This is a genomic window from Vibrio sp. M260112 (assembly GCF_036533775.1).
GTDB lineage: Bacteria > Pseudomonadota > Gammaproteobacteria > Enterobacterales > Vibrionaceae > Vibrio.
Window position 1 is genome coordinate 1 of sequence record NZ_JATABH010000064.1, and the last position, 15311, is coordinate 15311.

At 45.5% G+C, this 15311-nt stretch carries 10 protein-coding genes, 4 tRNA genes and 1 pseudogene; 12 read left to right on the top strand and 3 right to left on the bottom strand.

Annotated elements, in window-relative coordinates; genetic code table 11:
* Positions 1-374: 374 nt before the first annotated feature.
* The 5 genes from QTN95_RS18210 to QTN95_RS18230 all read left to right on the top strand — a co-directional run bounded on the left by QTN95_RS18210 (position 375) and on the right by QTN95_RS18230 (position 2509).
* Positions 375-448: transfer RNA gene (locus tag QTN95_RS18210), tRNA-Cys, on the top strand.
* A gap of 3 nt (positions 449-451) precedes the next feature.
* Positions 452-527 (top strand) — tRNA-Gly (locus tag QTN95_RS18215).
* Positions 528-596: 69 nt separating this feature from the next.
* Positions 597-683: transfer RNA gene (locus tag QTN95_RS18220), tRNA-Leu, on the top strand.
* Positions 684-696: 13 nt separating this feature from the next.
* A tRNA-Gly gene (locus QTN95_RS18225) sits at positions 697-772 on the top strand.
* 264 nt (positions 773-1036) lie between these two features.
* Complete coding sequence (locus QTN95_RS18230) at positions 1037-2509, top strand: sensor domain-containing diguanylate cyclase (protein ID WP_331418495.1); 1473 nt, start codon at positions 1037-1039, stop codon at positions 2507-2509.
* Positions 2510-2520: 11 nt separating this feature from the next.
* On the opposite strand, the gene QTN95_RS18235 is transcribed toward QTN95_RS18230, so the two are convergent.
* Positions 2521-3603: a PQQ-dependent sugar dehydrogenase gene (locus QTN95_RS18235; protein WP_331418496.1), complete on the bottom strand. Its 1083-nt coding sequence runs from the start codon at positions 3601-3603 to the stop codon at positions 2521-2523.
* 210 nt (positions 3604-3813) lie between these two features.
* Between QTN95_RS18235 and QTN95_RS18240 the strand changes: the two genes are divergently transcribed.
* The 5 genes from QTN95_RS18240 (at position 3814) to QTN95_RS18260 (ending at position 10472) form a co-directional block, all read left to right on the top strand.
* On the top strand, positions 3814-4602 hold the full coding sequence (locus tag QTN95_RS18240) for a TetR/AcrR family transcriptional regulator (protein ID WP_331418497.1): 789 nt from the start codon (positions 3814-3816) through the stop codon (positions 4600-4602).
* 175 nt (positions 4603-4777) lie between these two features.
* Positions 4778-7159, top strand: coding sequence for an efflux RND transporter permease subunit (locus QTN95_RS18245; RefSeq protein WP_331418498.1), 2382 nt, complete (start codon positions 4778-4780; stop codon positions 7157-7159).
* Positions 7160-7211: 52 nt separating this feature from the next.
* Entirely contained in the window at positions 7212-7964 is a 753-nt protein-coding gene (locus QTN95_RS18250) for an outer membrane lipoprotein-sorting protein (RefSeq protein ID WP_331418503.1), read from the top strand.
* Positions 7965-7972: 8 nt separating this feature from the next.
* Entirely contained in the window at positions 7973-9154 is a 1182-nt protein-coding gene (locus tag QTN95_RS18255) for a hypothetical protein (protein ID WP_331418499.1), read from the top strand.
* Positions 9155-9347: 193 nt separating this feature from the next.
* A complete protein-coding gene (locus QTN95_RS18260) occupies positions 9348-10472 on the top strand; it encodes a GGDEF domain-containing protein (RefSeq protein ID WP_331418500.1) in 1125 nt (374 codons plus the stop codon).
* Here the strand turns inward: QTN95_RS18260 and QTN95_RS18265 are convergent.
* Positions 10467-10949, bottom strand: coding sequence for a GNAT family N-acetyltransferase (locus QTN95_RS18265; protein WP_331418501.1), 483 nt, complete (start codon positions 10947-10949; stop codon positions 10467-10469). The genes QTN95_RS18260 and QTN95_RS18265 overlap by 6 nt on opposite strands.
* Before the next feature lie 258 nt (positions 10950-11207).
* Between QTN95_RS18265 and pheS the strand changes: the two genes are divergently transcribed.
* Both pheS and pheT read left to right on the top strand, forming a co-directional pair.
* The gene (gene pheS / locus QTN95_RS18270; RefSeq protein ID WP_138970371.1) at positions 11208-12191 is read left to right on the top strand and encodes a phenylalanine--tRNA ligase subunit alpha; all 984 of its coding nucleotides are present in this window, start codon (positions 11208-11210) and stop codon (positions 12189-12191) included.
* Positions 12192-12209: 18 nt separating this feature from the next.
* Positions 12210-14615, top strand: coding sequence for a phenylalanine--tRNA ligase subunit beta (pheT, locus tag QTN95_RS18275; RefSeq protein WP_331418502.1), 2406 nt, complete (start codon positions 12210-12212; stop codon positions 14613-14615).
* 157 nt (positions 14616-14772) lie between these two features.
* On the opposite strand, the pseudogene QTN95_RS18280 reads toward pheT, so the two are convergent.
* A pseudogene (locus tag QTN95_RS18280) lies at positions 14773-14988 on the bottom strand (PTS maltose transporter subunit IIBC); the annotation flags it as partial.
* Positions 14989-15311 lie beyond the last annotated feature (323 nt).

Here is a 15311-nt window from a genome sequence, read left to right on the forward strand (position 1 = left end):
CAGTATTGGGGGCATAACGATTGGCGAGTGTTAGGGCTGTAGTTAATTGCAAAATAAAAGGCTCAAAGTTATAGAAACTTAGAGCCTTTATAAGCTATCTGCAGGATCGTTCAACCGATCATTTATCTCTTAACTGATCGGCATTAGGCGATGGCCTGCTTTTTTGTCTCTGCCTTTTCGCATTAACACAATTAACTCCGTGGATTTGCTAAAAAATTTGCTAGCAAACTAACCAAATTAGCTTGTTTTGGCGGTTAAATAGACAAACGATTTAAAATTTCAAAAATAGTGTTGACTCATTAGTTCGAATCCGTAGAATGCATCCCGTACCCAAGAGGAATTGAGCGTTTAACTCTTCCACTTGGTGTGACAGAGGCGCGTTGGCAGAGTGGCTATGCAGCGGATTGCAAATCCGTGGACCTCGGTTCGACTCCGGGACGCGCCTCCATTTGCGACACTAGCTCAGTTGGTAGAGCGCAACCTTGCCAAGGTTGAGGTCACGAGTTCGAACCTCGTGTGTCGCTCCAGATTATTTTGGTAGCGGTTTTTACATCGATATCATAGATGGTGTCTCCATCACAAATTTAGATTTGTGTGCCCTGGTGGTGGAATTGGTAGACACAAGGGATTTAAAATCCCTCGGCGTTCGCGCTGTGCCGGTTCAAGTCCGGCCCGGGGCACCATCTAACGCATTACGCGACACTAGCTCAGTTGGTAGAGCGCAACCTTGCCAAGGTTGAGGTCACGAGTTCGAACCTCGTGTGTCGCTCCAAATTTAAGGCCCTAGCAGAAATGCTGGGGCTTTTTGGTTTCTATACACTGCTACTTGCACCTGATTGATTACGTCAACTAATGAGTAAACAATCATCATTGGGTATGTGAATTTTTCGACGGATCGCATAAAATTACAACTTTATCAGTAGAGAACGTATGCAAGTTCAACTGATAAGACTATAGCTGGTAATTTTTTGTGGGCTAATGATGTAAGGATCATCCTCTTCACAGCTCAAGGCAATCACTTTTAGGTAGTGTGATAGTGACAAATGCTCCCAGAAGGCTGTGCTCTAAGCTTTCTATCAATCAAATGTTGGTGCTTTCGCACGTCTTACTGGTGATGATCCTTATCTCTGGATTCAGTTACACTCGTTATCATAGTGAGTGGAATCGGCATGTCGAATATTCTGCATCGTTGGCAAAACTGACGCTCGCACCGCATATCCCGTTTCTTTCAACGTCAGTCGCCGGAACCAATTATTCAAATCTCACCGCCTCGGCAACAGGCCAACTGTTTTCGTCCATCGATGATCTTGAATATCTAGAAGTGACAGGTAAGTCAGATTTTTCAGCTCAAGATGTCCATATCCGCTTTTTTAAGCGTTTTGAATATCTATGGCGTGCTGATGTGAACCTCGAAGAGTTTGAGCAGCTCGAGACCAAATTAACAGCGATGAATGAGTCAATCGATTCAGTCAAAGTCGATAACCCTATACGCAAAAAGAAGTTATTGTTTATTAAAAGTCGTCTCATGCGCGAACATGAGTCGATGGCGAAAAGTTTAGATATTGAAAAAGATATCTTTGTGCCGTGGACGAAACCTGCAACCTTAGGTGAAGGTTACTATCTTGATGAAGAGCTGTGTGCGCTGAATGTCGTTATTCCTTTGACCAACTCAATGGGAGGGGAGATATGGGCGGTGTTTGATGCCAGTGAATTGACTAATCTGCAACGTTCCTTGGTTGAAGAGATTGTTGCAGAGGCGATTGTCGCGCTTGCGATCTCTTTGGTGTTAATTGGTTGGGTATCTCACTGGATTGTTTCACCTCTTAAATCATTGGCAGCGCATATGCGTTCAGATACGACCCACGCCAATATTGCACACTTTCGTGAACTGAATCGAAGTGATGAAATCGGCCAATTAGCACAAGCCTACCATAGCTTATTGATTAAATTAGACAATCAACTCAGCATCTTACGTGCTAGGTCAGATACAGACCCATTGACGGGCTTGGGATCACGTTACAAGTATTCGCGAGCGGCAATACCATTCTTTAAGCGTCAACTGAGCAATGGGCAGTATGTTGCGATCTTGGTCTGTGATGTCGATAACTTTAAAGCGTTCAATGACATTTATGGGCATACGGCTGGTGATAACGCATTGTCCGAAGTGGGGGCAGTCATCAATAAGGTGGCGCGTGAGAGTGATCTTGCCTTTCGCTACGGGGGTGAAGAGTTAGTCATCCTTTTTGCTAGAACCGATAAGACAGAACTAGTTAAGTTTAGTGAGCGCGTGAGGAAGGCGGTAGAGGCATTGAATATCGCCCATGAAGGCAATCAGCCATATGGACGAGTGACCGTATCGATAGGTGGTGCTCTCGCGAGTGAGCAAGACTTTGAACAACGCTACATGTCTCACCAAGCAATGCAGACAGCGTTATTTAATCTCGCCGATAAAGCGTTGTATCGAAGTAAACAGAGCGGGCGTAACCAAACCTCTTGGGCAGATAGATAAACGTCATTAAGCTAATTGTGCTCGTCTACCAAGCGATAGATTTTGCCACTGTCGGTACTGAATACGATCTCTCCATTGGGAAGCACTTCGAGATCACGTATCCTTTCACCTAATTCTGTCAGGATTCGCTCTTCTTCCATCGCTTGGTTGTTGTCTATCTTGACCACGTTAATGTGGGTCAACTTCAAGGCTCCCGCTAATAATTTTTCTGATAACTGAGGATATTGACTGCCACGGTATAGCAGCAATGAACTGGGTGCTATCGATGGTATATACACTTTAGTTGGCGAGACTATCCCTTCTTTTTCTGTCGCCTCTCCGACTGCGATAGGCCCCCAATATTCCTTACCATGAGAAGTTACAGGCCACCCATAATTGGCCCCCTTAACGATCTGGTTTATCTCATCACCACCACGAGGACCGTGTTCAATAGACCACAAGGTTGTACTCTGACGATCATAGTAAAGCCCTTGAGGATTGCGATGACCATAGCTCCATATCTCACCTCGAGCGCCCTTGACATTAGTAAATGGATTGTCTGGTGGAGTCGTACCGTCGGGTAATACTCTAAGAATACTTCCTGCATGGGTCGCCAGGTTTTGTCCATTCTCTCGTTCACCGCGATCTCCGACAGAGAAATAGACGAAGTGGGTATCGAAGGCAATTCGACTACCAAAGTGTCGTCCGGTATCAGAGCCGGATTGTGTCACGACCAAATCTGTCCAGTCAGAGAGTGTGCCATCTTTGTAGCTGGCACGAGCAAGCGTGGTTTCGATGGTAGAGCCCACCACCTTTGAATAAGTGAAATAGAAGTGATGCTTGTTAAACGGCGAGTGTGCAACATCGAGCAATCCGCCTTGTCCATACGCTTGTGACTGGACGAGCTTTGCAATGGTACTGTAATTGCCTGTAGAGAGAGTCACAACACCTATTTCGCCGTTTTGTTGTGTCACCATTAGTTGGTCATCATTAAACGCGCTCATTCCCCATGGCACATTAAGACCAGATACTATAATGTCTGCCTGCCAAGCATGGGTTGAAAGCGATGCGGTGAGAGATAATAGGGTAGCTGTCCAAACATTGAAAGCGCTCATCGTCATAGGTTCCTTTTAAAACGACTGTCACCTTATCTTAGCAGTGAGAATCAATTATCACTGCAATCAATATTTTATTTAAAAGCGCTTGCAATGATCAATGAATGCACTATTATGACGATGCGTCATAAAAGTGATTTATCACGCTTTCGTTATTCGTGTTACAATTAAGACATTAAGGAGTAATGGACAGATACGGATTGATGAATCATGTTTGGCTTTGGTTGTAGTAAAAGTGACAAAAAAGAAAGTTCTGGGTGCAGTTTTGGGCGTTCCAAAAAGCAGCAGGCTATCGCAGATAGAGAAGTTGAGTTAACCCTTCTTGCCAAGTCTTTGGTTCAGGAGCAGGGTTGGAGTAACTTAACTATGGATAAGTTGACCTCTGCGAGTGCCTACTCAAAAGGAACGATCTATAACCATTTTTGCAGCAAAGAAGACGTGATTTTAGCGCTTTGCATTCACTCGTTGAGGAGCGAAGGTATTTTGTTTGCAAGGGCGGCTGAGTTTGATGGAAGCACCCGTGAAAAAGTGATAGCGATGCATGTAGGTTATCGTATATATGCACGTATGGAGCCTGTACTTTCAACATGTGCAATCATGGCGAAGAGTCCATGGGTTCTTGAGAAAGCTTCACCAGAACGGGTTAAAGTGCTTAATGAGCTTGAAGAGCAAGTGATCAGTAACGCTGATCAACTGGTCAATTTTGCCGTTGAGCAGGGGGATTTAAAGTTTTCCCCCGGTATCGGTTCTGATGCGATTGTTTTTGCCAACTGGTCAATCGCTTTTGGCTCCAACGCCCTAGCTCAAAATGCGTCAAACAGCCACTGTATCAAACGTATTCAAGATCCATTCTCTGTGTTACATAACGCGAATATGCTGTTGGATGGTCTTAACTGGAAACCTCTCTCTAGTGAGTGGGATTACCGAAAGACCTGGCAACGAGTTGAGCAAGAGTTGTTTGCTCAAGAGATCGAATATCTCAACTCTGTTGGCCGATAGATCACTTATTTAAAAGCCCAAGTGGGCTTTTAAAATCGCCCTTAGTGACGAATCGTCAAAAAATGACACTCAAGATCAACTGATAGCGCTTGATAACAGTTTTATTGTTTAAATACCAGCCGATGCTGGTTTTCAAATAATAATTTTTGACGAAACGTCACAAACGGAGAGTGTGATGACAGCACAAAAGCCAACCTCAAAACAACCACCGAACTGGTTAACCTTACCCACTCGCATGAGTTGGTGGGTATTACTGATTACTCTATGTTTGCTGGTAACGGCGACCATAGGCGCCAAGAATCTCTATTTTAGAGGTGACTACAATATCTTTTTCGACGGTCAGAACGCTCAGTTGCGAGCGTTTGACGAAATTCAGACCACATTTGCTAAGTCTGACAACCTTGCGATCGTTATTGCGCCACACAGTGGCAATGTGTTCGAGGAAAGAACTTTAACTCTTGTTCAACAACTGACCAAAGATGCTTGGCAAATCCCTTATTCTAGCCGCGTAGATTCTCTGGCTAACTACCAACATACGGAAGCAGAAGACGACGATTTAATTGTTGAAGACCTGCTGTTGGAAGACTATCCACTGACGGAGCAGAGAATTGAAAAAATTAAAAATATTGCGCTATCAGAGCCAGTCGTTAAGCACTCTTTAATCTCTGCAAAGGGCGATGTTACGGTCGTTAATATAACGGTACAGCTACCGGATATCGAAAAAACCGGAGAGGTTCTTGAGGTTGTAGACTACGCAAATCAATTAATAGCGGAATATCAGCAAAAGTACCCAGATATCGAGTTTCACAAGGCTGGCATTATCGCAATGAACCACGCGTTTATGGCAGCAGCACAGCAGGATAGCTCGACCTTAGTACCCACTATGTTACTGGTCATCCTTGTTTTTCTAACGCTTATGCTTCGCTCGCCATTGAGTGTTGTCGCTACTTTAGTCGTTATCATTGGTGCAGTGACTTCGACCATGGGTCTGTCTGGATGGGCTGGAATGTTCTTGAGCACGGCGACAGTGAATATACCTACGCTGGTGATGACATTGGCAGTCGCGGATTGTGTTCATGTCATCGCAACAATGCGTCAAAACATGAGGAAAGGATATAGCAAATCCTACGCTATTGATCAGAGTATCGCGATTAACTTTGTACCCATCTTGATTACTTCTGTCACGACGTCGATTGGCTTTTTGATGATGAACATGTCTGACTCGCCCGTATTGCGCGATTTCGGCAACCTTGCTGCGCTGGGTGTGATGATCGCTTGCTTTCTATCGGTCTCTTTATTACCCGCACTGCTAAAGGTGATGCCTCTGCGCATACAAGCAGATCACGCGGATCAGCCTAAGTCTTCGGACTTTATGGATAAATTGGGTGATTGGGTAGTAAAAAACCGCAAAGCGTTATTACCAGTATCTGCACTCGTCATAGCGGTATCGGCGACGTTACTGCCGCTGAATAAAGTTAATGACGAATCGGTGAAGTATTTCGGCACAGGAAGTGAGTTCAGGCAAGCTGCGGACTTTATGGAACAACGAATTAGCGGTATGACGAACATCAGTATCGCAATCAAAACCAATCAGTCGCAAGGCATCGCTGACCCGATTTTTCTGCAATCAATAGGTGACTTTTCACGTTGGTTACGAGATCAGCCAGAGACTGATCATGTGGCAACCTTGTCCGACGTTTATAAACGTCTAAATAAGAACATGCATGGTGACGACGAGCTCTACTACACCTTGCCACTGGATCGTGAGCTGGCAGCACAGTATTTGTTGCTTTATGAAATGTCACTGCCTTATGGCTTAGACCTAAATAACCAAATCAATGTCGACAAATCTTCGATCAAAATGGTCGTGACCGTCGATAACTTAGGTAGCGTAGAACTGGTTGAGCTAGAAAATCGCATTTACGACTGGTTTGCAGCTAACGCGCCTCAGTATCAGGTTGTCGCTTCGAGCCCTTCACTAATGTTTGCGCATATTGGTGAAACAAACATGGCGAGTATGCTATCAACGCTGCCTATCACGTTGATATTAATCTCGGCATTGATGATTTTCGCCCTGCGCTCGGTAAGGTTGGGATTGATTAGCGTTGTACCCAATATGGCTCCGGCAATTATCGGTTTTGGATTATGGGGAGTGACGTCTGGTGAGATTAACTTAGGCCTATCTGTTGTTGTGACTTTGACGTTAGGTATCGTCGTCGATGACTCAGTGCATTTCCTCGCTAAATATCAACGCGCCCGTCGCCAAGGTCAGTCCGCTGAACAGGCAGTGCGTTACGCTTTTCACACCGTTGGCCGAGCACTATGGATCACCACCGTTGTTCTCGTCGCGGGCTTCTCTGTACTGGCTATGTCGAGCTTTAGACTCAATGCGGATATGGGTCAGCTCAGTGCAATGGTTATTTTTATCGCGCTCGTCGTAGACTTTATTTTCTTACCCGCATTATTGATGCGTTTCGATACAGCAAGCTACCTCGAAAAAGACTTAGAAACAGAGAATCAACATCGTTCACCAGTGACACAAACGACAAGTTATTAAGGAAATCAACATGAAACGAACCTCTATTGCAAAGATTAAGACGGTCACTTTGATGACATTACTTGCCGTGAGTAGCCAAGCGTTGGCGACACCAGAGCGTGGGTTGGAAATCGCTACCGAGCGCAAAGCCCGTGATGAGGGTTGGCAAGACTCGGTTGCGACGATGGAAATGATATTGAAAAACGCTCAGGGTGAGAGTAGTACGCGAGCAATGCGCCTAAAGTCGTTCGAAGTCGCGAATGATGGAGACAAAGGACTAACTATATTTGATCAACCCCGTGACGTGAAAGGTACGGCATTTTTGAACCACTCACACAGCGTGAAAGCCGATGACCAATGGCTCTATCTACCGGCGCTTAAACGAGTGAAGCGTATATCATCTCGCAATAAATCGGGCCCATTCATGGGGAGTGAGTTTGCCTATGAGGATTTGAGCTCATTTGAGCTAGAGAAGTATAACTTTAACTATCTCGGTGATCAGGTCATTGATGACACGCAAGTCTATTTGTTGGAACAGACGCCAACAGATCAAAACTCCGGCTACACCAAGCAGTTGGTTTGGTTGGATAAGCAGCACTACCGACCATTAAAAGTAGAGTTTTATGACCGTAAAGGCTCACTGCTTAAAACATTGGCATTCACAGATTACAAGCAGTACCTCGATAAGTTCTGGCGAGCCCACACAATGGCGATGGTTAATCATCAAACGGGTAAAAGTACAATCTTAACCACCAGTAGTATGGCGTTTAAGACGGGACTGACGGAAAAGGATTTCGAGAAAAACATCCTCAATCGTATTAAGTGAGGGGATTTATGAAGCAAATACTAACGAATGCTGGCCAATTGTTGGCCAGCGGACTACTGACTGTGATTGTGTTACAATGTCACGCGACTGAGTTGTCCGGACAAGTCAACATAGAGCACCGACAGTTTTTCTCAAGTGGCCTACAAGGGCAAAACAAAGCACAGAGCTCATTTGTTGCAGAGCCGCAGTTTTATTGGCAAGTGAGTGATAACTCGGATTTTACCTTTGTACCGTTTTACCGTGCCGATAGCCTTGATAGTGAACGGACTCATGGCGATATCCGCGAAGCGCTCTACTTAACTTATTGGGATGACTATGAGCTGCGAGTTGGGATTGGTAAGGTTTTTTGGGGTGTGACGGAATCGACGCATCTGGTGGATATCGTTAACCAAACGGATGCGGTTGAATCTGTAGAAGGGGAAGATAAGTTGGGCCAGCCAATGGTGCACCTGACTTCGATTAAGGAGTGGGGAACCCTCGACGCAATAGTGTTGCCCTATTTTAGAGAGCGCACATTTGCCGGCGAAGATGGAAGACTTAGGCCGACCATTCCAGTCTCAAATTCAGCGAATTATGAGTCCTCCCGCCAAGAGCAACATATCGATTATGCGTTAAGGTATTCGAAGATGTATGGCGATTGGGATGTCGGCTTAAGCTATTTTCAAGGCACCAATCGAGATCCCTATTATCAACTTGAACAAAGAGAAATTAAGCCATATTACGCACAAGCGAAACAGATAGGTCTCGATATTCAGGGGATCGTCGGTGATTGGTTGTGGAAAATGGAAAGCATCTACCGAGATAGCTTAGACCACCACACTGGTCTAGTGTCTGGCTTTGAATACACCATCGTTGGTCCATTCGAAACAAACTGGGATATCGGCCTGATAGCTGAGTATCTCTATGATAGCCGTGGTAACAATGCGCAGAACATCGGTCAGAACGATCTGTTTCTTGGTACGCGTTTTGCGCTCAATGATGAAGATAGTACGGAAGTATTGGTTGGTCTGACACAGGATTTAGATCATAGCGACGTATATAATGCCAAACTAGAGGCATCGAGTCGTTTGACCAATCATCTCTCATGGAACATCAATGCTTGGCTGTTCGCTAATGAAAGCCCGAACGATTTGCTCTATTTTGCCCGCAAGGATGACTTGATTGAATTTTCGCTAGAGTATTACTTCTAAAGTGTGCCTATATCACCCTTTTCAAGTGTGATATTAATTCCATTATTGTAGGAGGCTGATCAAGTTCCCTTTTTTTGATGCAGACCCCTTAGCCTTGAGTTAAAAGCATGTATTATCGCCCCTAATCAGTTAAGGTTATTATGTTATTGCCCTTATTGGTAAGGGGAATGAATGATTTGTAAGGCTAGGTTGAATGAAATCATTTGAATGGGATAGCTGTTATGAAACAGGGTTGGATGATGTCGATGAACAGCATCAATACTTGGTCGAAATCATTAACCGCTATGGTGCTCTGATCGCACAGAACAACATCTCTATGCAAGATATACGCATAGCGTTGTTTGAGCTGTCGCGATACTCCGAGTTCCACTTTAAGGAAGAAGAAAACTTGATGCGCACCGCTGGTGTATATCAAAAGCATGTTGAAGAGCATATCAAGATACACAGAGCGTTTATGGCTGATATTTTGAGTATGCAAGCGTTTATCAATGAAGGAAATAAAAAGGCTTCTGAGCATCTACTCAACTTTCTTATCCATTGGTTGGCTTACCACATACTTGGCATCGATCAGAATATGTCTCGTCAGGTGAAGCAGATTGAATCGGGGGTTGATCCTAAGATAGCTTGGGAAACAGAAGAGAAAAAGCAAGACTCCTCCACTGAGCCGTTGCTAAAAGCTTTGAATGGACTGTTTGAGCAGGTGTCAGAGCGAAATAAAGAGCTACTAGAGCTAAACCAGTGCCTAGAAGACAAGGTGTTAGAGCGCACCCAGCAGTTGTCGAGGGTTAACAAGCAGCTTGAAGAATTGTCACTGACGGATTCTTTGACTAAGTTGCCAAACCGCCGTTGTGCTATTCGCAAACTCAAAACTTACTGGCACGAATCGATACACAACAAAGAACCACTGGTTTGTATCATGATCGATGTCGATTACTTTAAACAAGTGAACGATACCGCAGGCCATGACGCGGGCGACCGATTGTTAGTTGAGCTTGCTCAAACGTTGGCTGACTCGTTTAGAAGTGACGATCTTGTTTGTCGCTTAGGTGGAGACGAATTCTTTGTGATTTGTCCTAACACGGATCTAGCGGGTGGTATGCACATTGCTGAACTGACTCGAAACAAAGTGAATCAAATGCTAGTACCAGTGGGGCAAAGTGTTTGGAGAGGAAGTATTAGCGTTGGTGTAGGGGAGCGCACTTCTGCAATGAACGACTTCAATGATTTGATCAAAGAAGCCGACAACGCGGTGTATCGCTCGAAAGCCGAAGGCCGCAATCGCGTGTCGAGTGCGGCAGATATATCGATGGAGCTATAACTTCTTTAGCATCCAGACATCACATGAACTATGTTCTGTACCATCTAGCGGTTGCTCAAGATGTGTAAAGCCCAGTTTTTCATACAGTGAAATAGCGGATTTCATCGAAGTGAGTGTATCTAAATAGCACTCACTGAAGCCTTGCTGCGTCGCGAACTCTAAACAGAGTTCAGTTAGCTGTTTACCAAGGCCTAGACCGCGACTTTCTGGTAACAAGAACAGCTTTTTCAACTCACAGGTTTGCTGTGAGTGATTAAAGGGGGCTAATCCACAGCCTCCGACGATCTTGCCATCAATGGTCGCAACGAGATACAGACTCTGTTTATCCAGTGTGTAGCTTTGGCTCATCGCATCCACTTCAGGGTCTGATGGGCCAAATCCTTCACCAATGGCGCCAAATTCAGCGCCAACCGCTTTAATAATTGTGCGAATCTCACTGTCATCAGTTGGTTGGATTGGCTTGATGATTACTGTCATTGTGACTCCTTTCTATACTTCTCATGCCAAATAACTGGGTATGAAAAACACTTTTATCAAGCGTTGAGGTGAATTTTTGCCCAAAGGCAGTAAATAAGCAGATTTCAGTTTGGATTTGCATCAGTCATTCGTTACTATGTATAGCTATTTATAGACCCAAAATCCCTGTCGGGTATGAGTATATAATTGCTCTACCTAAAATGGACACTACCACTTATGCCTATGACTTGCATATAGGTGTAGGTAGATGAGGAAACGATGCAACATCTAGAAGAGATCATTGCTAACGCGAACGCGGCAATTGAAGCTGCAGATTCGTTAGTCGCACTTGATGAAGTGCGTGTTCAGTATCTAGGTAAAAAAGGTGAACTGACTGTTCAACTTCAAAGCCTAGGTAAACTACCACCAGAAGAACGCCGTGAAGCTGGTCAAGAGATCAACAAAGCGAAAGGCGTTGTTCAGCAAGCGATTGCTGCGCGTAAAGATGCACTTCAAAGTGCAGAACTTGAAGCGAAGCTAGCTGCTGAAACGATTGACGTAACGCTACCAGGTCGTCGCATTGAGAACGGTGGTTTGCACCCTGTTACTCGTACTGTAGAGCGTATCGAGCAGTTCTTTGGTGAGTTAGGCTTTAACACTGAGTCTGGTCCTGAGATTGAAGATGCATTCCACAACTTTGATGCGCTAAACATCGCAGAAGATCACCCAGCTCGTACTGATCACGACACCTTCTTCTTCAATCCAGATCTAATGCTGCGTACCCATACGTCAGGCGTTCAGATCCGTACGATGGAAAATGGCAAACCACCATTCCGTTTCATCGCACCGGGCCGTGTTTACCGTAACGACTACGACCAAACGCACACGCCAATGTTCCACCAAGTGGAAGGCATGCTAGTAGACGAGAACGTTAACTTCGCTCAGCTAAAAGGCATCCTGCATGACTTCCTATGCAACTTCTTTGAAGAGGAAGTTGAAGTTCGTTTCCGTCCATCTTACTTCCCATTCACTGAGCCTTCAGCAGAAGTGGATGTAAAAGGTAAAAACGGCAAATGGCTAGAAGTTCTAGGTTGTGGCATGGTTCATCCGAACGTACTGCGCAGCGTAGGAATTGACCCTGAGAAATACTCTGGTTTTGCATTTGGTATGGGTGTTGAGCGTCTAACTATGCTTCGTTACGGCGTAAACGACCTACGTGCGTTCTTCGAGAACGATCTTCGTTTCCTAAAACAGTTCAAGTAATCCAGGGGATACATCACTATGAAATTCAGCGAATCATGGCTTCGTGAGTGGGTAAACCCTGCGGTATCCACTGACGAACTAACGCACCAAATCACTATGGCGGGTCTAGAAGTAGACGACGTTCTGCCGGTAGCGGGTTCTTTCACTGGCGTTAAAGTTGGTCAAGTGGTTGAGTGCGGTCAGCACCCAGACGCAGATAAGCTACGCGTTACTAAAGTCGATGTTGGTGCAGAAGAACTGTTGGACATCGTTTGTGGCGCGTCTAACTGTCGTCAAGGCATCAAGGTTGCAGTTGCAACGGTTGGTGCTGTGCTACCAGGCGATTTCAAAATCAAGAAAGCCAAACTACGTGGTCAACCATCACATGGCATGCTGTGCTCATTCTCTGAGCTAGGCATTGACGTAGAATCAGATGGCATTATGGAACTGGCGGAAGACGCGGTAATCGGTACTGATTTCCGTGAATTCCTAGCACTAGATGACGTGACAGTAGACGTTGACCTAACGGCAAACCGAGCGGACTGTTTCAGCATTCGTGGTATGGCTCGTGAAGTGGGCGTTCTTAACCGTGCTGATGTCACTGAGCCAGCAGTAAACCCTGTAGCTCCCGCTATCGACGATCAAGTTTCTATCGAAGTGAAAGCGCCAGCGGCGTGTCCTCGTTACCTAGGTCGTGTGATTAAAAACGTCAATGTGCAAGCAGAAACACCACTTTGGATGCAAGAGAAACTGCGCCGTTGTGGTATTCGCTCTATCGACCCAGTTGTTGACATCACTAACTTTGTTCTTCTAGAGCAAGGTCAACCGATGCACGCATTCGATCTTGCCAAGATCGACGGCGGTATCGTGGTTCGTTTGGCAGAGCAGGGCGAGAAGCTTACGCTTCTAGATGGCACTGAAGCTGAACTTAACGCCGATACTCTTGTTGTTGCTGACCACAACAAAGCGCTAGCGATTGCGGGCATCTTTGGTGGTGAACAATCTGGTGTTACGTCTGAAACCAAAGACGTGCTACTAGAGTGTGCTTTCTTCGCACCAGATCACATTCGTGGTCGCGCGCGTAGCTACGGTCTGCACACAGATTCTTCAATGCGTTTTGAGCGTGGTGTCGATTTCGCACTACAAACGAGCGCAATGGAGCGTGCAACAGAACTTCTAGTTGAGATCTGTGGCGGTGAAGTAGCTCCAGTGGTTGCTGTTGAGTCGCAAGCGGACCTACCAAAAGCAAACACAGTATCACTACGTCGTACCAAACTAGACAGCCTACTAGGCCACCACATTGCAGACAGCGATGTTGTTGAAATCCTAGAGCGTCTTGGCCTAACGGTTGAAACAACAGATGCAGGTTGGACAGCAACAGCACCAACATGGCGTTTTGACATTGCCATTGAGCAAGATCTGGTTGAAGAAGTGGGTCGTATCTACGGTTACGACAACATCCCTAACCAAAATCCAGTGGCGGCACTTAAGATGCACGACCACGTTGAAGCAGACATTCCGCTAAAACGCGTTCGTAATCTACTGGTTGATCGTGGTTACCAAGAAGCGATTACCTATAGCTTCGTTGAGCCAGAGCAGCAGAAACTTATCGTTCCGGGTATTGAACCATTAATCCTGCCTTTCCCTATTTCAGCGGATATGTCAGCGATGCGTCTAGGTCTGATTCAAGGCCTTCTGAACACGGTTGTTCATAACCAGAAACGTCAACAGCCACGTGTTCGCTTGTTTGAATACGGTCTGCGTTTCATTCCATGTGAATCTGCTGAAAATGGTATGCGTCAGGAGCCTATGCTGGCTGGTGTTATTGCGGGTACTCGCAGCGAAGAGCACTGGGATATCGCGACCAACACTGTTGATTTCTTCGACCTAAAAGGCGATCTAGAAGCTGTACTTGAGCTAACCGCTAACCAAAGCATTTACTCTTTTGCTGCGCTTTCAGCAGAAGATAAAGCTGCGAATCCAGCGCTTCACCCAGGTCAGTCTGCTGCGATCCTCGTTGACGGCAAGCAAATTGGTGTTATCGGTACTGTTCACCCAGAGCTAGAGCGTAAGTTTGGTCTAAACGGCCGCACTATCGTGTTCGAAGTAGAATGGAATGCAATTAGCACTAAAGTGATCCCAGAAGCGGTTCAGCTTTCTAAGTTCCCATCAAACCGCCGCGACATTGCTGTTGTTGTTGACGAAGCGACCGCTTCTGGTGACATCGTTGCAGCATGTCTAGAGCAGGGTGGTGAATTTCTGAAAGATGCTCGTCTGTTTGACGTTTACATTGGTAAAGGCGTAGAGGAAGGCAAGAAGAGCCTAGCTATTGCGCTTACACTACAATCTGTAGAACGCACTCTTGAAGATGCGGACATTGCCGGCGCAGTCGATACAATCGTTGCTCACGTCTCAGAGAAATTTGGCGCAACACTACGCGATTAATCTCCTTATAGTGAAAATGCCACTAGCGTAAGCCAGTGGCATTTTTTTATGTCGCTACAGTAGAAAGACAGTGCAAATCGAACCAACGAAAATGCCCCACTGCTAAGTGGGGCGGAGCCAAAACAAGCTTTGGCTACAGGGGACAGAGTAAAGCAGTTTATGCTGCTGCGGTGTTTGCTGACTTGATCTGTTCGCGAGCACCAAGCACCAGAGTGAGGCCGAATGCAACCACGAATGAGATAGCCATACCCGCAATGTAGTAGCCTAGTTTGTCAGGGACGATAGAGATAACACCAGGTAGACCCGCAGCACCTAACGCTTGAGCTTTGACATTCAAAAGGGTGATAAACGCGCTTATTGCGACTTTCGATAATGATGGCATTCTTGGTTGTCTGCCAATCAAAATTGATTCGATAGAGCAGGATTGTACTGCGATTGCATCTGCTTTGTTTGAGACAGGCAAGAGCACTGAGAAGAAGTATTCTGAAGAAGAGTTCAAAAAAATTATGAGCTTATAAGACGTTATAAAACAAAAAAACGGAGCGTAATGCTTAATGCCGATCAGTTAAGGCTTAAATGATCGGTTGAACGATCCTTTCAAGGTGTCAAAATCCGAGTGTATTCCAGACACTCGGATTTTTTTATGTTTCTAAGACAAGCACTTAACCAAGTTCATCAATTCTCTGTTGAGCAACT